We start from the raw sequence: 18,521 nt of genomic DNA on the forward strand, positions 1-18,521 counted from the left end.
CTGTCGCTATGTTAAAAAAGTTTATCGAACGGCCGGTCCTTGCCACCGTAATATCCTCCATTTTAGTCATCCTGGGCGTGATCGGCGTGTTCAGTCTCCCTCTTGAACGTTTCCCGGACATAGCGCCGCCTGCTGTAAAAGTGACCGCGATATACCCGGGCGCGAATGCAGAAACTATACTTCGTTCAGTCGCACCTTCCCTGGAAGAAGCGATCAACGGAGTAGATAATATGACCTACATCAGTTCTGTCGCCAGTAACGATGGGTCTTTGGTTATATCTATTTTTTTCAAAAAAGGAACAGATCCGGATCAGGCGGCTGTAAACGTCCAGAACCGGGTATCCCAGGCTACGAGTCAGCTTCCTCCCGAAGTTGTTCAAAGAGGAATAATAACGTCCAAACAGGAGAACAGCCTCCTGATGGTAGAGACGATCTACAGTGATTCACCGGAACGATATGATCAGAAATTTCTGATGAATTATGCGAATATAAACCTCATACCGGATCTGAAGCGTATTCAGGGAGTCGGGCAGGCATTTATTATAGGTGGCAATAAAGAGTACGCGATGCGGATCTGGTTAAAGCCGGGTAAGCTGGCTGCGTACAATCTATCTACAAGCGAAGTACTTGAAGCCATTAACGACCAGAATTTGGAAGCAGCTCCGGGTAAATTCGGCGAAGGAAGCAGAGAGTCCTTTGAGTATGTCATCAAATATGACGGAAAGCTTAACCGGCCGCAGGAATATGAAGATTTCATTATTCGGGCTAACCCCGATGGTTCAGTCCTTCGGTTGAAGGATGTTGCAAGAGTGGAACTGGGGTCTTATACCTATAACAGCGCAAATACAGTAAGTGGAAAACCGGGAGTTACGCTGGCATTAACGCAGCTTCCCGGAAGCAACGCCAATGAAATCCAAATTGAGGCAAACCGCCTTTTGCACGAAGCGCAGTTGAAGTACCCGAAAGAGGTTCACAATCTGCCCATATACAATACAAAAGTTGCCCTGGATACTTCCATCGAACAGGTAAAACACACTTTGATTGAAGCCTTTATATTGGTATTCATTGTCGTTTACATTTTTTTACAGGATTTCCGGTCAACTTTGATCCCTGCAATTGCAGTTCCTGTGGCGATCATCGGAACGTTCTTTTTCATGGATGTTTTTGGGTTCACGATCAATCTGCTTACCCTATTCGCGTTGGTGCTGGCCATAGGTATTGTCGTTGATGATGCTATCGTTGTTGTTGAGGCTGTGCATTCAAAGATGGAACGGGAAAAACTGGAGCCTGCTGCGGCAACCCTTTCTGCCATGCATGAGATCTCCGGGGCCATTGTATCCATAACACTGGTTATGGCAGCGGTATTTCTTCCGGTAGGATTAATTAAGGGGTCTACCGGATTATTTTATCGTCAATTCGCATTTACACTGGCTATAGCGATTGTTATATCCGCGGTCAATGCTTTGACTTTGAGCCCGGCGCTGTGTGCACTTATTCTTAAAAATCCGCACACTGAAATGGCCGGCCGGGTTTCATTAAGCTATAAGGAACGATTTTTCTTGTTTTTCAATACCACTTTTGAAATGATGGTCGCCAAATATGTTGCGAGCCTTGCTTTTTTGATCCGCTTCCGGTGGCTGTGTTTCGGAGCATTGGGTGGAATAATTCTTCTAACAGGGGTCATGATCAAAAAAACACAAACCGGGTATATTCCTACTGAGGATGTAGGATTTTTGGCTATAGCGGTCAATATGCAACCCGGGTCATCACTGGAGCGAATGAAAAAACTCTCTGGTGAAGCGGAAAAAGCGTTAAAAGAGATGCCGCAGGTAAGAGCGGTTAATACCCTGATCGGGTTCAATTTTCTAACTTTTTCAAACAGTCCTTCCTCCACACAGCTGTTTATTATTTTAAAGCCGGTGGATCAGCGCGGCCCCGCAAAAACAATCCCGGAGATCATGGCAGCAACCCAGGCCAAGATGTCTACCATCAAGGGGCTGGATTTCTTCGTCTTTGAGTTTCCTTCCATACCGGGATACAGCAATGTTGACGGACTGGATGTGGTTTTACAGGACCGAACGGGAGAGGCGAACCTCGGCACATTCAGCGCTATCGAAAACAAGTATCTGACCGCGTTGATGAAACGAAAAGAAATAGCTTACGCATTCACTACTTTCCGCTCGGATTATCCGCAGTACAATCTGGAGATCGATAAACTGAAAGCCAAGCAACTCGGCGTAGGAATTCGTGAGATCCTGAATACTATGCAGACCTATTTTGGCAGCATTCAGGCCTCGGACTTTAACAGGTTTGGTAAATACTACCGGGTGGTTGCCCAGGCAGATGTGCCCGACCGTGCGGATATAACAGGGCTTAGCGATGTTTACGTAAAATCAAAAAGCGGTGATATGCTCCCGCTGAATACACTTATCAAATTAAAACGTGTTTACGGCCCTGAAACGGCGACCCGGTATAATCTTTTCAACTCCATTTCGCTCACTGCCTTACCGAAAAAGGGGTATAGTTCCGGAGATGCCATCAAAGCGGTGCAGGAAGTTTCAAAAACGGAATTGCCTGAAAGTTATTCACAGGTCTTTTCTGGTTTAACAAAAGAACAGATCAGCGCGGGTAGCCAGGCGATAGTCATTTTTGCTTTATGCCTGGTATTTGTCTACTTTCTTCTCGCTGCTCAGTATGAAAGTTACATTCTTCCCTTTGCGGTAGTGCTGTCTATTCCGAACGGGATATTCGGTGTGTTTGTCGCGATAGGGCTAACCGGAATTGAAAATAATATTTATGTACAGGTAGCCCTCATTATGCTGATCGGGCTGTTGTCAAAAAATGCGATCCTGATTGTTGAATTCGCAGTTCAGCGGCGCAGGGCCGGGCATCCGATCATACAATCCGCTATAGAGGCGGCAACGCTGCGTATTCGCCCGATTATCATGACTTCACTGGCATTTGTAGTAGGAATGATCCCTATGATGAGCGCTACCGGCCCTTCTGCTAACGGTAATCATTCCATCAGTATCGGGGCAGCAGGAGGAATGCTTTTCGGTGTGATGCTGGGCCTTTCCTTCATCCCTGTATTTTTTGTGATTTTTCAGACACTTCAGGAAAAAATCAGCCGCAAAAAGATCGCAGAGGTTCCGGTTATTACTCAAACTTTAAACCCTGACCATCATGATTAAAAGATTCAAAACTCAACTGCTGATCATTGTGCTTCTTCAAACGGTGATTTGCTATTCCTGTAAAGTATCAAAAGATATTGCAATACCGGACGTGAAGTTACCGGAAGAATACCGGAATACAGCTTATGTTGATGGCACCACCTCTGCCTCCGGATTAACGATGATGGATTTTTTCCAAAACCCTGAATTGAGAAAGCTTTTAGCAAAAGCAGTAACGCGCAATAACGATCTGCTGATAGCTGTCAAGAACATCGAAGCATCCAGGCTTGTACTCCGACAGTCCCGGCTTGGGAATGTGCCGGTTATCAACCTGCAGGCAACCGGTTCATTCAACCGTCCTTCAGATAACAGCTTCAACGGGTTAAATTTAAATAAGTCGTTGAATACTTCTCATGTGGAAGATTATTCACTGAGCGCAGGCTTAAGCTGGGAAGCAGATATCTGGGGGAAGATCGCCTCCAGGAAAGCCGGCGCGCTGGCCTCATACCTGCAGACCGGGGAAGCGAAGAATGCTGTGCAGACCGCAATTGTCGCCGAAGTAGCCAAGGGGTACTACAATCTTGTCACGCTTGATAAACTGTTAAATATAGCGCAAAAGAATCTGCGGTTAAACGATAGTACCTTACAGATCATTCAGATGCAATTTGCAGCCGGCCAGGTGACTTCGCTGGCCGTTCAACAGGCCGCAGCACAGCGCCTGGTATCTGCTGAGCTGATACCGGGGTTTGAGCAAAGGATAAATATCCAGGAAAATGCGCTGAGTGTCCTGACGGGGGAATACCCCGTCGCGATTGACCGCACAGACAGGTTTTCTCCTTTGCCAAGAATTGATAGCATCAGCGCGGGGGTGCCGGCCGCGCTGCTAAGCCAGCGGCCTGACGTGAAAATAGCTGAATTCGAATTGTCCAGGGCGAATGCTGAGGTTGGTTTTGCAAAAGCAGCAATGTACCCTTCATTTACTATAACGGCGCAATCCGGCCTGGAGTCATTTAAAGCCGGCAGCTGGTTCAATATTCCGGCGTCCTTATTCGGCACGCTGGCCGGCAGCATAACCCAGCCTCTTTTTAATCAGCAAAAATTACGAACCCAATATAACCTTTCAAAGATCAGAAGAGAACAATCGGTCATACGGTTCAGGCAATCGGTATTGATCGCAGTTGAAGATGTTTCCGATGCCCTTGTAAAGCTTTCGAAATTGAAACAGGAGGAGGACCTGGAAACACAGCGCGTCCGCACCTTGCAGTTAGCAACTACTCATTCACAGCAATTGTTCAAAAGCGGCCTGGCAACATACCTGGAGGTCGTTTTTGCACAGGGCAATGTTTTACAAAGCGAACTGGAATTAGTGAACATCAAAAAGGCGCGCCTGGATGCAATGGTTGATCTCTACAGAGCTGTCGGTGGGGGCTGGAAATAATCTGTTCCTTTAACAGTAAAAAAAGGGCAATAACATACCTGGTCTTGTTGCCCTAACATATTTCGCCTGACTATGCCGGCGAAGATAAGTCAAGAACCCCGGCAGATTCATAAGAAGCATGCTTTTGACATAATATGATTAATTGTTAACCACCTAATTTAATACCAATGAATATTAAGAGAAGAATTGCTTGTTCCTTTTTGTTTTTATTAATGATTTTAAAAGCAATGTCCCAGAATGAAAATGGAAATCTTACAGAAACTCAAGCAGATTTATTGATAAGATCTCTTAAAAATGCCAAAGATGATACCACTAAAATCAATCATTTATTAAAACTTGCTGAGTACAACATTATGAAACCCGGTGAAATAAAATCAGATCTCAATAGTGCTGCCGGTTATGTTGCAAGGGCGCATCAGGTTAATCTTAGAATCGGCAGTGAACAAGCCGAGGGATACATTTTCATGGTAGAAGCGATGTTGAAAAGGGAGGAAGGGGATCTTAGACACGGTAAGGCCTTAATCGACAATGCCATCAATCTTTTAAAACGGAGTAAGGATACAATCCATTTGGGCGACGCCTATAAAGAGTTATCAGTGTACTTCGATTATACTATACCTGCCGAATTAGCGCAGAAGACCAAGGCGGTGGAAATGGCCATTAGTTATTTCAGGAAGGACGGTCCTAGCCTTAAATTAGCGTCAAATATGCAATTTCTTGCTGATTTATATTTAAATCAATTTAGGCTGGATGAAGGTATAGCAACCGTTAAAGGCGCTTTAGCTAATTATCAGGCAGTTCGGTACGCGAATGTCCAAGGTGTATATATCATTTTATCCCGGCTTTATGCGTACCATTCAAATTATAAAGAGGCATATAAATATAGCCTTCTAGCTTTGAAGACCGCAGAAAATGTAAATGATACAACCATGCAGATCAGTCTGATTTACAATATCACAGGTGAGTTGCTTACAAGGATGAATGATTTCAAGAAAGCACTTGTTTATTTTAAAGAGGCTTTGAAAGTTGCCAGGCGATATGATGACCACAATGGAATTATTTTAACTGTTAGAAATATAGTTGTAACCTATAATAAATCAGGAAACTACAACGAAGCGCTACAGTTTATGAAGAGTATTCCTCCCCGAGAGTTTAAAACAACTACAAAAAACATCGCTGTATTTCCTGACGCTTTATATTGCGAAGTCTACACCTATTTAAAAAAATATCCTCTTGCCGGAAAATATGCTGAAATTCTGGTTAGAAATTTTTCGCAGCAACCAGACTTAATGGCACCAATACTGATTAGATACTTTACAGCTACGGGCCAATATGAATTAGCAAAACTTTACATTAAAAAAGGAATAAACGAAATGGATATGCAGCAGCGAGAAATTCCAAAGCAACTGCAAAAATACTTTGAACTGTCCTATTTGCTCGATTCGACAAAGGGATCCTACAAGTCAGCCTTAAGTTATCTATTAAAAGCAAACAGGATCAAAGATTCGCTATTAAATGAAAATACAAACAGGCAATTTAAACGGCTGGAGGTCGAATTCGAAACGGATAAAAAAGTAAGCGAAATAAAAATATTAAACCAAAAAGCTCAAATTCAGAATACTTCGCTTCAAAAGGCAAACCTGGTCAAGAATATAACAATCGGCGGAATCTTGCTAATGCTGTTGATTACCAGTTTATTATTCCGACAGTACAGATTGAAACAAAAAGGAAATCTGATAGTACAGCAAACTAATATCCGGATCAACGAAAAAAATAAGTTACTGGAACATCTTTTAAAAGAAAAGGAATGGCTTTTAAAGGAAGTCCACCATAGGGTAAAGAACAACCTGCATACGGTGATTTGTTTGTTAGAGTCGCAAGCTGTTTATTTGGAAAATGACGCTCTGAAAGCCGTAGAGAACAGTCAGCACCGCATATATGCCATGTCACTTATCCATCAGAAACTTTATCAGTCAGAAGACATCAAGTCGATAAATATGGCGGCATACCTGCCGGAATTTGTCCATTATCTAGGGGATAGCTTTGGAGTTTTGGGTCGAATTCGTTTTCAGCTTAGTATCGAGTCCTTACAGCTTGGTATCTCACAGGCAATACCTTTAGCGCTGATTGTGAATGAGGCGGTCACTAATGCTATTAAATATGCTTTTAAAGAAACAAATAAAGGGTTAATTGAGATTTCTTTTTACCAGGAGGGAAATCTTATCAAACTAATAATCGCGGATGATGGGACAGGTATTAAAAATGAATTCATTCAATCAAGCACAGGATCACTGGGGCTTAATTTAATCAAAGGCCTCAGTGAGGATATCAACGGACAACTCAAAATCGAAAACAGAAACGGTACCAGGTTTACTATTGAGTTCGCTACTGACCCGATAACTCTTATGGGCAATCAGCTTGAATCAGTGCTGCAAGGGTAGAAACCATCAAAATATTACTGTAGAAATCACCAATGGAGGTTTTTGATCAAGTGCGTTATCTTCAGCAATTAAATATATAAGGACATTTAATGCTATTAGGCTTTTTAAAATTTAATTCTAGAAAATACCTTTACAGTTTTATTAATTAAAATGTGCCCATCAGCACTTTGTAAATTGTCTGGACGAAGAGGTACGTAATAACAATAGTAACCACCGCGAGTAAAGCGCCAGCGAACCATTGATGTACCCAGTCTGCTTTAAAACCGGCATAAGTAAGGGCGGAAATAGTAACTGCGGATAACGGAAAGCTTACAGCCCACCAGGTAATTTTGAAAGGGCAGCTGATCGGTATTATGATAATTTTGCTTCCGAATAGTAGTAGCAGGAACATGTTAAAATAAAACAATGTGCCGGTTATGATATCAAATGCCGGATGAAGCTCGTGGTAAACAGTAAACGCGAGGGCCAGCGGTGCCGTGAGAATTAATAACGATGGCCGGACCGGATCCGGCAGGGGTGCTTCAAAAATCAGCCTGAAAAGGATAAAGATCAATAAGATGACAGCGAAAACCGACCCTATTCCAAATGCCATTAATGAAATCTCGTGAGCCTCGTGTATGGGCAAACGGTCACCTATGATCGGTATGTCCAATGTACCTACAATAGGAAGCACCCATGCCGGCAGTGTATTTGCTAGCTCCTGCTTATTGTCGATCCACCTGCGCAGTACATACCATGCAAAAATAACCATCAGTACTGTACCAATCCACCACATGATAACAGCGATACGCGGGAAGCCAGCAAGCAACACGCCAGGAAGCAGAACCAGGCAAACGATTATGGTTGCGAAAAAGCAAATGGTTGCGGGTGAGCGGAATTCTTTAACGACCAATTCAGGAAACTTCACGCATTTTAATGCATAACAAAGAATTAATGTGATAAAGGAAGCTACGGCCAGGTAACCGATTATTTCAGACGGCAATTGAGTTAATTTCCAGTATACAGCGGCACGATGCCATGCAAAACTAAGTCCGCATAAACCCATTACACTTCCGAAAATGCTAACGGGAATAAATTCGATAAATGAAATCTTTGCAGGTATTATTGGTTGATCAGTCATAGTTATTCTTATTTAAGCTTAGTGGATAACAGCAAAAGATGGCTGTTTATCATAGTATATAACCTAATTTATGCCTGATCTTAACCTGCTAATTTAAAGGTAGTTAGCTTGTGCTTCGGTATTTTGAAAAAGCGATATTTCGTGAAAACCCAATTCTCCGCTAAATACCGATAATGATTTCCCGGATTTTTAGCCGATCGATTGAGGCAGGCTGTTCTGCAAAACCAGCTTTCATCTATATCCGCTGAATTGCTGGCAGGTTAAAATTCCCGGTTAAACGGTTGCGATATATGACCAATGGAATTAACTATAGTGAAATGTCGTAATCATCAATATCGACCTGTATAAATAACAAATTGAATATAAGGCATTTAAAGATTGGTATCGGTTTGGTATACCCCTTGAAAATCAAATCGTTAAAATTAAAAATGTACCAAATGAAAACAGAACAAATGACCGGTTGGTCGGGAAAATTAGTATTTGCATTAGTAATATTATGGAGCCTTAGCTTTACATCAGTTTCGCATGCACAGGCTCCGGCCGTAAAAAATGTTGTTATTGTACATGGGGCTTTTGCTGACGCATCAGGATGGCAGGGCGTTTATAAGGAATTAACCAAAAAAGGTTATAATGTAGTTTGTGTACAAAATCCATGTACTTCGCTTAAGGAGGATGTGGATGCGACGAACTTCGCTATTGACAAACTGGATGGGCAGGTAATCCTTGTTGGGCATTCATGGGGAGGTACAGTCATTACGCAGGCCGGCGTAAATCCGAAGGTTGCAGCATTGGTTTACATCAATGCGTTTCAGCCGGAAATAGGGGAAAATACCGTTAAACTGGCAACAAGTGCACCGGCAAAGCCGGAAAACGGTCTGCTTTCCCCGGATGAAAAAGGAAACGTTTATTATGACAAAGACAAATTTCACGCAGGTTTCTGCGCTGATGTGAGCAAGGAAACAGCTGATTTTATGTTTGCTTCCTCCGGGTTTATACCTGCTGAAGCCTTCGGTACACCTGTGTCCGAAGCGGCATGGAAGACCAAACCAACATTCGGAATTTCATCAGCCGGAGATAAAAGTATTAATCCCGAAATAACTTTAAGTGGCTATAAGAGATCCAAAAGTATCGTTACACAGCTGCAAGGGAGCCATGTCGTCTATATGACGCATCCGCAGGAAGTAGCAGCGGTCATCATGCAGGCAGCCAAACAGGTGAGCAAATAAGTTTTGACACGATAAAAATCCCATACATTATAAAAGCATTGGGATTTTTGTTTTTGCTGAATACAATACTTCTGCCTGCAGGTTTCCGATGACGCTTAATCGTTTTATGGACTTTTTCCACCATCTAAATGAAAGTAGAAGGCGTCATATCATGGTTAAGCTGATAATTCAAACTGATATTTGTTACTATGATAGAGGTTTATTCCGGGAAAAGTAAGGTGTCGGCCTGCAATGCTGTTATCACAATATTATTGTAAATTAGACAGCATTCCGATTGAGCTTACTAAAGGTCAAAAGCTTTAATTCTCTATTTTAGTCATAACAGGTAATGTATAACTAATAATCAACGATATATGAAGAAATTTTTACTTTTCTTTTTGTTGTTCGGCTGGTTCACATCGGGTTATTGCCAAAATATAACCCAGCATCAGGCTGATACGCTTTACAAGTCATTGAAGCAAAACCTGAACGATACCGTGAGAATACATAATCTACTGATGCTCGCGGAATTCAACCTTTGGAAGCAGGTAGGCAAGAATGCCGGACTGGACAGTGGTTCATATTTAATTGATCAGGCGAAAAGGTTAAATTTAAAGGAGAATTCTCCTTCGATTGAAGGATCTATCGCACTAGAAGAATCTTATCTGGTGCGAAAAAAATTTAATGACTCATTAGGGAAAAAATTAAACGATAAAGCAATTGACCTGCTGTTGAAGTCGAATAATTATTATGATCTGGGCCAGGCATACTATCAAAGAGCGACTTATTATGATTCATTCAACGATAGAGAAGCCATCATTGCCTTTCAGCTATTTGAAAAGGGGATAACAGCATTTAAAAAAGCAAATGCTGTTGAAAGACAGGCTTACGGTTATAAAAGACTTGGTGAATTCAGCAACGATGTAAGCGGAAGCCTGAAATATTTGAATCTTTCTTTGACTTTATATAAATCCATTAGATACCAGGCTTTGCAGGAAGTTTATGATTTGATTTCCATTGCCTACATTTTTGATCTCAACCTGCAGAAAGCACTTCCATATGCGTTATTGGCACTAAAGACTGCCGAACTCAATCAGGATACGACCATGCAATTGTGTACGATAGAAAACCATATAGGTATTATCTACTTTAAAAAACGTGAGTTTGAAAATGCAGCTTTATATTTTGTTAAAGCTTTAAAAACGGCGGAAGCATACCGGGATCGGAATACCATTTACCTTTTGGCAGATAACATTGTCAATTGTGACGTGAATATCAATAAAGCATCGGCAGCGAAGGTGATCTTAAAACGGATTGAAAGATTATACCCCGTGTCGGGAAAAGAGTTGGTTTTGGACCGGATCATCAATTCTTCTTTTGTCAAAGTTTACGCAGCGTTGAAAGACATTAATGCCGGCAGGCCTTATGCGGCGCGGTTAAAAGAGATCGACAAGACTGAATATATCAAGCAAAATAACGTCAAAGCCATAGATGATAATATGGTATTAGCTAAATTCTACCTTGCCGCAGGTGAGACCAATAACGCTTCCGTATTTATCAAAAATAATGATGAGCTCATTAAAGTAGCCGGATCAACCTATGACAGATTGAATTTAAGCAGCCTTCATTTCAGGCTGGATACGATGCTGAAGAATTATGGTGCCGCGGTACAGCACCTTTTGATGACCAATAAAATCCAGGATTCTATATCCAATGAGGCGAAAGCGATAGAATTCCAAAAACAGCAGGTTCAGTTTGAGGCTGAAAAAAAGGACCAGCAGATCAAGTTATTTCAGCAAAAAGAGGTTATCAATCAATCAAAGCTGGAACATGCGAACCTGATGAAGAATCTTACATTTGGCGGAATTGTCGTCATGGCAGTGATCTCCTTCCTGATCTATCGGATCTACATGCAAAAGCAGGCGGCAAATAAGATCATTACGCACAAAAATGAACTGTTGCAGCAGTTGCTGAACGGAAAAGAATGGCTTTTAAAAGAAGTGCATCACAGGGTTAAAAATAATCTTCACACCGTTATCTGCTTACTGGAATCACAGGCCAGGTACCTGGAAAATGATGCCTTGAAAGCAATAGAAAGCAGCCAGCACCGCATTTACGCCATGTCATTGATACACCAGAAGCTTTATCAGTCCGACGATGTCAAAACCATTGATATGTCAGGATATATACCGGAGCTCGTTAAATCACTTGAAGAAAGTTTTGATTCCTCATCTCATATCAGAATGATATACGACATTGAAAAAATAGAATTGGAAATATCACAAGCTATACCTTTAGGACTGATCATCAATGAGACGATTACGAATTCGATCAAGTATGCTTTCCCTGATGATAGAAAAGGTGAAATAAGAATAATAATGATTAACACCGGCGATTATATTCAGCTGGAGGTAGCAGATAACGGTATCGGCATGCCTATGACCGAAAAAGGTACCACGCCGGAATCTTTGGGAATAAAATTAATCAAAGGGTTGAGTGAAGATCTTCGAGGAGAATATGCCATTGATGTCAATAACGGCACACGGATTACTGTCACATTTAAACCAGAGAATTTAGAAGTTACGAAAAGGTTGTCTGATACAAAAACAGTCACCGAAGTATATGTTTAAAGCGAGCATATCAAATAAGTTATTGTGAGGGATGCATATAAACAACCGGCAGAGCAGGATCTTTATGTTGCTGTTCTGCCGGCTTTAGTCACGTCCATTTATATCGTTAAAGTGAACGGTTTTTAAAGGTCGATGCCATATTTAGAGGCCCATTTCCTTTTAATTTTTATTTTAGCAGAGATGAATTCCTGATCCGTACCCTGGGCGATCTTATCCAGCGGGTATCTCAGCGGGCGGGAACCTTTTTCCATATCGATCAATGACTTAATTCCATCCGCGATATCTTGCGGGTTCATTTCAAATTCGGTCATTTTTCCGAAGAAAGCTTTTCCCAGACCTTCCATTCTCGGGCCGAAGTCAGTGTACTCCGCGGTTATTTCATCTCTGTCAGCATTAAATCCGCCTTTATCTGCCATGCCGGTTGGGTAAACACCACAGGGGATGGAAACATTTTCAATTCCGAAATCCCGCAATTCAGAGTCAATGCCTTCAATAAAGGTTTCCAAAGCGAATTTAGATGCCATATAGGGTACCATGTAGGGTACTGCAAAACCACTCGCTCCGGTCGACAGATTAATAATGAGACCTTGTTTAGCCTCCCTCATTGAGGGTAACACCGCCTGGTATGCACGGACAGCTCCGTAAAAATTGATTTCAAACATCCGTTTGTATCCTTCAATAGAATAACCTTCAGCCACACCGAAACCGGTCACCGCGGCATTATTGATCAGTACATCAACAGTGCCGTATCTCTTTAAAATATATCCGAAGGCAGTGTTTAAGGAGTCATCATCCGCGATATCCATGTCTACGACTTCAATATTGGCTACAGCGGACAGCTCATCAGCAACGCCTTTATTTTTACCACCGGTATTTCTCATGGTTGCAATGACGGCATGGCCTTCTGCTGCCAGCGTCAGCGCTGTTAGTTTTCCGAACCCTGAACTGGTTCCTGTTATTACAATTACTTTTGACATATGCTATTTGTTTTGGAACAAATTTCAGGTTTGTCAAGACGGTAACACTTGATATATGGTAAAAAGAAACTTGACATTTATCAAGAATTCCGGATGAGGTAATTGCAGTTATAATTTGGATTTTTTTGCCGCTATCTGTTTCCGGATACGGCTGAGTGTTTCGGGGGTAACACCCAGATAGGACGCTAACATGTGTAACGGCACCCGATTAGCCAGGGATGGGGAGGAGTGAAGTAAATTGATATATTTTTCTTCAGCCGTAGATAAAAAGGTCGAGTTAATGCGTTCATGAGCAGCATTTAAGCTTCGTTGTAAAATTGAATTTACAAGGTCCCTGAATTGCGGCAGCCTTTGAAATATTTGTTGAAAATTTGTTTCATGGATCAATAATACAACCGAGTCTTCGATTGCATCGATATAGTATTTTGAAGGTGTATGATTCATCAGGCTTTCCCGGTCTCCTGTCCACCAGTTTTCCATGGCGAAATAAACCGAGTGTTCGTAACCCTTTTCGTCAATACTGAATTTCCGCAATAATCCTTCACAAACAAAAGCGTTTAAATTCCATTTATCATCGGCACTGAGCAGGAACTGGTGTTTTTTAAGGCGTTTAATGACGCTGACAGATTCAATGAAGGCGTAATCGTCTTCAGTTAAAGCAATTTTATCTTCTAAGTATTTCCTAAAAATTTCAAACATCTCCATGAAAATACAAAATTATATAAAACATCAGATACCAACTTCGGTAAAAGTCATCGGTAAACCATAATAGGAACGGGGTGGAAATAGATGTCCTTTATCAGAGGTTAATTTTAAAAATAAAAACGCTGCTAAACATGGTTTAACAGCGTTTACAGGAATTATGTCGGTTTAACTATTGTAATGTTGCAGTTACGCCGCCATCAACAATAATGGCTGCTCCGTAGATATAAGCCGCGTCCTCAGAGGCAAGAAAAAGAGAAGCCTTTGCTACCTCAATTGCCTGTCCTGCTCTTTTCGCTGGTATAGCGGCTATTACTTCCTCAACACCGGAATTCTTATTTTCAAAAAAATCTTTATTCAAGGGTGTTTGAATCAGCCCGGGTGCCACTGCATTTACCCTGATGCCATAGGACGCATAATCCATTGTGAGCTGTTTAGTCAGGCCTAGAACAGCATGTTTTGAGGAAGTATAGGCCACGCCTCCTGCGCCTGCCGCATACGAGCCTATGGAAGCCATATTTACAATGGCCCCCGATTTTCTTTCCAGCATATATGGTAATACAGCGTTTGAAAAGATGAAAACAGAGCGGACATTGACATTCATCAGGTTGTCCCACATCTCAAGAGTTGTATCCAGTGATTTTACAAAACCGTCGAAAACCCCGGCAGTATTAGCGAGAATATCTATGCGGCCATAGCTTCCAATAACCTCCTTTACCAGTTCATTGACAGCATCCTTATCAGTCACGTCCAAGTGCCTGGCCGTTGCCGTACCGCCTGTTTGATTTATATCAGCCACAAGTTTATTGATGCCCTCAGCGCTTCTGTCTATTGCAATTACTGTCGCCCCCTCAGCAGCAAACAATTTTGCCTGTTCACGGCCAATTCCTGATCCGGCACCGGTGATGACGGCTATTTTATTTTCTAATTTCATAATGAATAGATTTTCTAATAAATGTTATGGCAGGTTATTCTCTCCCAAACTAAATAATGAAGGCGGAACACGTCCGCCTTTTCATATTATCCTGCTACTTCAGGAATGATATCAGTTTCACCGGAAACCGTATAAAGTGTTCCGTGCCTTTCAAGAATCCGAACGTGTTCGATAACGCCTTTAAGGGCGGCTTGAAAAACTTCGCTTTTTAATTGCTTGTCTATAGCCTCCATATCGACCCAGCCTTCGGCTAAAACACAGGTATTGGGATCCAACAGGTCCCAGGAAAAATGGTAATAAACATTTCCTTCAACTTTCCTGGTTATGGAGATGTGTGACTTCACGGCGTCGATAAATATCTGTTTGTCGTCCGGATGAATGGTGTACGTTGTGTGTACAACAAATGCAGCTTTTTTATTCATGATTTTATGTGTTAATTTTTATTTTACTTTCGTTTAGTATAGCATGAGCTGAAACCTTTATTCAGGCGTTAGTTATCAGTTAAATGCCGTGTTAAATTTCACCGGATCATAATATTCAACCATGCTGATTATTTTCATATCAGCTTCCTTAAAAATGGTGATATAAGACTGCCTGTAAATTTTTCCGGTAGCGGGAACCGACACGCTGACATCGTATTTAGCGAATGCCATATGGGGATCCAAACTTGGGAACACCACCGGGTTATTGAACCTGATACCCGGGACAGTTTTTAAAAAGTGTTCGGTTGAATTTTTGATTGCTTCTTTGCCTGTAACCCTTTGAGGAAGGCCGGCAGATTCGCCGTATGGGAATTCGATAACACAATCCTCATGGATAAGCGCTAACCATAGGTCGACATCGGATGTCGCCGAATCCAGAAATCGCAATACCAATGCGGTAATATCAGCTGTTGGTGTAGTGTTATCCATGACTTGCGTTTGCTTGTTAAATAGTAATTTTTTAGTTGAATTAGGATATGCCAACTGCTGCTGACACGATTTTAAATGGTACAAATTTATTCAGGTAACGATTTATAATTCTTGACATTTAATAGGAAAAAACTTGATAATTGTCAATTCGAAACTTGATTTCTTGTGGGCATTTTCAACTACGATGAGCGGGCATAAGCCACTGCAGCCTAAACACTCAAACGACTACAGTGGCTTCCCGCTGAGCTTACACTTGGGCCTGGCCGCCGTCTACAAAAATTTCACTGCCAGTCATATAAGAACTATCGTTTGATGCCAGGAAAGTCGCTACTGCTGCAATTTCATCAGGATTGCCCACACGTGATAGAGGAGACTGGTCACAAAATCCTTGCAATGCCTCTTGCTGTGCTCCGGTCGTATCTAACAGATCTAATAGTCCTGGAGTTGCTGTAGCACCTGGCGACAGGACATTGACTCTGATGTCTTTACCTTTCAGATCAAGTGCCCAGCTCCGTGCAAAATTTCTTATTGCAGCTTTAGTCGCACTATATACACTGAAAGCAGCGGTACCTATAGACCCCGTTGTCGATCCGGTAAGAATTATTGATGCGCCTTTTGATAACAAAGGCAGGGCTTTTTGAACAGTAAATAGCGTGCCTTTAACGTTGACATCAAATGCCAGATTAAAGCCACTTTCAGTAATGCTGCCCAAAGCTTCCAAAGTACCTAAACCGGCGTTTGCGAATAAGATATCCAGACGGTTATGCGCAGCAGTTATGACCGAATAAATGTTATCAAGATCGTCCATGTTGCTGACATCTCCGCGAATGGCTGTGACGTTTCCCCCAATGGCAATTACAGCCTCATCCAGTTGTTCCTGCCGGCGGCCGGTTATATACACGTACGCCCCTTCGGCCACAAACCTTTTGGCACTGGCTAACCCGATACCGCTGTTCCCACCTGTAATCAAGGCGATTTTGCCCTGCAACCTGTTCCCGGTTATTTCCGGTTCTGACCATTCATTTAATTCCGATTCCATAATTATTATTTGATTGATTTTTTAATTGTTATAGCCTCAACTGATTTTTTATTTCAAAAAATTCGGCGCTCTTTCGCCTTGATAGAAATTTCATTTATACTGGCATACCGTTTTCGCATGAGTCCATTTGCGTCAAATTCCCAATTTTCGTTACCGTAAGCCCGAAACCATTCCCCTTTTTTATTTCTGTATTCGTATTCAAATCTTACAGCAATTCGATTATCGGTGAAAGCCCATAATTCCTTTTTGAGTTTATATTCCAGTTCTTTCTTCCACTTTTTTGAAAGAAATTTGATGACCGCCTTCCGTCCGTTAATAAAAATATCCCTGTTCCGCCACTCCGTGTCCATGGTATAAGCCAGTGCAATTTTTTCAGGGTCACGGGTGTTCCATGCATCCTCACCGGCCTGGACTTTCTGCAAGGCGGTTTCCATAGTAAATGGAGGTAACGGTTCTTTTTGTATCATTTCTTTATTGTTGTTTTTGATTAACCGCCTGAGCATTTTCACGCTTCTTACCGGCTTTATTTCAATTGCAAACCCGTAATTGCCAGGTGATGTCTATCCGTTTACATCCATAAAATTATAATGCCAAATAATAAAATACAGATTTTCAGGTTGTTAAGCGAAATTACATTTTGCGCAGGTGGCGATATTTCAAAAGATAAAATGATGTTTATTAAATACCAATAAAAACCGCTGATCAACAGATAACAAGATCTATCCATTTAAGGATTCAGCAACCTATCAGTTAATTATGCAATCAGGATGACCGCTTAAGGGCAATTGAAAAAAGAAGTTTGAGCCTTTGTTTTTTGCGCTTTTAAAACAAATCTTGCCGCGGTGCCCTTCAATTATGGTTTTGCACAAATAAAGCCCGATGCCATGACCTTTTACGGCTGTACCTGTGGTATTTTCAACCCTATAATATTTCTCAAAGATCTTATCATGTTCCTGCCTGTCTATGCCTATTCCGTGATCTTGGACTGACACATGGAGATATTCCCCCTGAAGCATATACTTGATCACAATTGTATCCGGTTCCGGAGAATATTTAACAGCGTTTGCGATCAGGTTTTGAATGACCTGCCCGATCCTATCCCTGTCCCCGTTGATAGTTACCTGTGGGCCTTGCCTTAAAATAAAGAGGAAATCCGGATGGGTTATCCGGAAGTTATCTACAACTTCAGATAAAAGCTTATTCATGTTAAATTCTGCCGGATGAAGCTTTATCCTGCCATTTTGAAATGATGGACCTTTCTCAAAGTAATCCAGCATAGTGACTGCTTTATCCACCATCTCATTTGCACAAGCTAAAAATTTGGACACCCGTTTGTCCTCGTTACCTGTTGCGAACGATTGGCAAAGCTGGATATACAATTTAATTGACGAAAGAGGAGACCTCAATTCATGGTTTATTACCTCAACAGCATCTTTGAGGCGTAATTCCTGGTTGATGGGAATTGTTATATCACACAGGGTACCGAATAATTTTTTACGGCCACACTCTTCGTCATCACCTATTATTCCTGTGATCCTTAGCCACTGCTGCTGGTTGTTTCGTCCAGGTTGCAGGGTGTTGGGAAATTGGTAGCACAGGGGTAAGCCAAGTTCACCTGCGTTTACGATTGCCTCTAACAAACCGGCCTCCTGGTCTTCGGTCAAAAAATTTGATAACTGTTCTATTGAAACCTGGCTCAAATCCGGTAAACCGATCAATTTTTTACAATGTTTACAAAGCCTTAAAATTTTTGTTTTAAAGTCAAAACTCCAGACGCCAAGCCCCGCAGACTGAAAGGAATAATTTGAACCGACGATCATAGGCAAGAAATGTTCCGGAGCATACATTTTTAGGTAATCATTATAGGGACTAACTAAATCCTCGTCCAGCACTTTGATTTCGGACTTTGCTGCAACGTTGTAATTATAATTGTAATTGGTCATGGGATCTTAAT

The 18,521-nt window shown here is 41.7% G+C and carries 14 protein-coding genes; 5 read left to right on the top strand and 9 right to left on the bottom strand.

Annotated features, from left to right (window positions below; genetic code table 11):
• Positions 1–8: 8 nt before the first annotated feature.
• The 3 genes from AC1D0K_RS14485 to AC1D0K_RS14495 all read left to right on the top strand — a co-directional run bounded on the left by AC1D0K_RS14485 (position 9) and on the right by AC1D0K_RS14495 (position 7,049).
• On the top strand, positions 9–3,191 hold the full coding sequence (locus AC1D0K_RS14485; RefSeq protein ID WP_477393156.1) for an efflux RND transporter permease subunit: 3,183 nt from the start codon (positions 9–11) through the stop codon (positions 3,189–3,191).
• Positions 3,184–4,608 carry a TolC family protein gene (locus tag AC1D0K_RS14490; protein ID WP_477393158.1) on the top strand — a complete coding sequence of 475 codons (1,425 nt, stop codon included), beginning with the start codon at positions 3,184–3,186 and terminating at the stop codon, positions 4,606–4,608. The genes AC1D0K_RS14485 and AC1D0K_RS14490 overlap by 8 nt, the downstream gene beginning before the upstream one ends.
• 167 nt (positions 4,609–4,775) lie before the next feature.
• Entirely contained in the window at positions 4,776–7,049 is a 2,274-nt protein-coding gene (locus AC1D0K_RS14495; protein WP_477393160.1) for a tetratricopeptide repeat-containing sensor histidine kinase, read from the top strand.
• 145 nt (positions 7,050–7,194) lie between these two features.
• Here AC1D0K_RS14495 and AC1D0K_RS14500 read toward each other — a convergent pair whose 3' ends face one another.
• Entirely contained in the window at positions 7,195–8,169 is a 975-nt protein-coding gene (locus AC1D0K_RS14500) for an SLAC1 anion channel family protein (protein ID WP_477393162.1), read from the bottom strand.
• Positions 8,170–8,606: 437 nt separating this feature from the next.
• On the opposite strand from AC1D0K_RS14500, the gene AC1D0K_RS14505 reads away from it, so the two are divergent.
• The gene (locus AC1D0K_RS14505) at positions 8,607–9,395 is read left to right on the top strand and encodes an alpha/beta hydrolase (RefSeq protein WP_477393164.1); all 789 of its coding nucleotides are present in this window, start codon (positions 8,607–8,609) and stop codon (positions 9,393–9,395) included.
• A gap of 353 nt (positions 9,396–9,748) precedes the next feature.
• Positions 9,749–12,004 (top strand): sensor histidine kinase, encoded by a 2,256-nt coding sequence (locus tag AC1D0K_RS14510; protein ID WP_477393166.1) that lies wholly within the window; start codon positions 9,749–9,751, stop codon positions 12,002–12,004.
• A gap of 122 nt (positions 12,005–12,126) precedes the next feature.
• Here the strand turns inward: AC1D0K_RS14510 and AC1D0K_RS14515 are convergent, their stop codons facing one another.
• The 8 genes from AC1D0K_RS14515 to AC1D0K_RS14550 form a co-directional block, all read right to left on the bottom strand.
• The gene (locus AC1D0K_RS14515) at positions 12,127–12,981 is read right to left on the bottom strand and encodes an SDR family oxidoreductase (protein ID WP_477393168.1); all 855 of its coding nucleotides are present in this window, start codon (positions 12,979–12,981) and stop codon (positions 12,127–12,129) included.
• Between the two features lie 108 nt (positions 12,982–13,089).
• Positions 13,090–13,686, bottom strand: a complete 597-nt coding sequence (locus tag AC1D0K_RS14520) for a Crp/Fnr family transcriptional regulator (protein WP_477393170.1) — start codon at positions 13,684–13,686, stop codon at positions 13,090–13,092.
• A gap of 169 nt (positions 13,687–13,855) precedes the next feature.
• The gene (locus AC1D0K_RS14525) at positions 13,856–14,617 is read right to left on the bottom strand and encodes an SDR family NAD(P)-dependent oxidoreductase (RefSeq protein WP_477393172.1); all 762 of its coding nucleotides are present in this window, start codon (positions 14,615–14,617) and stop codon (positions 13,856–13,858) included.
• A gap of 86 nt (positions 14,618–14,703) precedes the next feature.
• Complete coding sequence (locus tag AC1D0K_RS14530; protein WP_477393174.1) at positions 14,704–15,039, bottom strand: putative quinol monooxygenase; 336 nt, start codon at positions 15,037–15,039, stop codon at positions 14,704–14,706.
• 75 nt (positions 15,040–15,114) lie between these two features.
• On the bottom strand, positions 15,115–15,528 hold the full coding sequence (locus tag AC1D0K_RS14535) for a nuclear transport factor 2 family protein (protein ID WP_477393176.1): 414 nt from the start codon (positions 15,526–15,528) through the stop codon (positions 15,115–15,117).
• A 247-nt stretch (positions 15,529–15,775) separates the two neighbouring features.
• Positions 15,776–16,567: an SDR family NAD(P)-dependent oxidoreductase gene (locus tag AC1D0K_RS14540; protein WP_477393178.1), complete on the bottom strand. Its 792-nt coding sequence runs from the start codon at positions 16,565–16,567 to the stop codon at positions 15,776–15,778.
• Between the two features lie 53 nt (positions 16,568–16,620).
• A complete protein-coding gene (locus tag AC1D0K_RS14545; RefSeq protein ID WP_477393180.1) occupies positions 16,621–17,034 on the bottom strand; it encodes a DUF1348 family protein in 414 nt (137 codons plus the stop codon).
• A 279-nt stretch (positions 17,035–17,313) separates the two neighbouring features.
• Positions 17,314–18,510: a sensor histidine kinase gene (locus tag AC1D0K_RS14550; RefSeq protein WP_477442298.1), complete on the bottom strand. Its 1,197-nt coding sequence runs from the start codon at positions 18,508–18,510 to the stop codon at positions 17,314–17,316.
• Between the last annotated feature and the right edge of the window lie 11 nt (positions 18,511–18,521).

The organism is Mucilaginibacter sp. P1_A3 (assembly GCF_056406855.1).

Bases quoted from the DNA above. Each gene is read 5' to 3' on its own strand.
- AC1D0K_RS14535 (WP_477393176.1), bottom strand. From the start codon at position 15,528: ATGGATAACACTACACCAACAGCTGATATTACCGCATTGGTATTGCGA.
- AC1D0K_RS14510 (WP_477393166.1), top strand. From the start codon at position 9,749: ATGAAGAAATTTTTACTTTTCTTTTTGTTGTTCGGCTGGTTCACATCG.
- AC1D0K_RS14490 (WP_477393158.1), top strand. From the start codon at position 3,184: ATGATTAAAAGATTCAAAACTCAACTGCTGATCATTGTGCTTCTTCAA.
- AC1D0K_RS14545 (WP_477393180.1), bottom strand. From the start codon at position 17,034: ATGATACAAAAAGAACCGTTACCTCCATTTACTATGGAAACCGCCTTG.
- AC1D0K_RS14495 (WP_477393160.1), top strand. From the start codon at position 4,776: ATGAATATTAAGAGAAGAATTGCTTGTTCCTTTTTGTTTTTATTAATG.
- AC1D0K_RS14515 (WP_477393168.1), bottom strand. From the start codon at position 12,981: ATGTCAAAAGTAATTGTAATAACAGGAACCAGTTCAGGGTTCGGAAAA.
- AC1D0K_RS14485 (WP_477393156.1), top strand. From the start codon at position 9: ATGTTAAAAAAGTTTATCGAACGGCCGGTCCTTGCCACCGTAATATCC.
- AC1D0K_RS14500 (WP_477393162.1), bottom strand. From the start codon at position 8,169: ATGACTGATCAACCAATAATACCTGCAAAGATTTCATTTATCGAATTT.
- AC1D0K_RS14530 (WP_477393174.1), bottom strand. From the start codon at position 15,039: ATGAATAAAAAAGCTGCATTTGTTGTACACACAACGTACACCATTCAT.
- AC1D0K_RS14505 (WP_477393164.1), top strand. From the start codon at position 8,607: ATGAAAACAGAACAAATGACCGGTTGGTCGGGAAAATTAGTATTTGCA.
- AC1D0K_RS14520 (WP_477393170.1), bottom strand. From the start codon at position 13,686: ATGGAGATGTTTGAAATTTTTAGGAAATACTTAGAAGATAAAATTGCT.
- AC1D0K_RS14540 (WP_477393178.1), bottom strand. From the start codon at position 16,567: ATGGAATCGGAATTAAATGAATGGTCAGAACCGGAAATAACCGGGAAC.
- AC1D0K_RS14550 (WP_477442298.1), bottom strand. From the start codon at position 18,510: ATGACCAATTACAATTATAATTACAACGTTGCAGCAAAGTCCGAAATC.
- AC1D0K_RS14525 (WP_477393172.1), bottom strand. From the start codon at position 14,617: ATGAAATTAGAAAATAAAATAGCCGTCATCACCGGTGCCGGATCAGGA.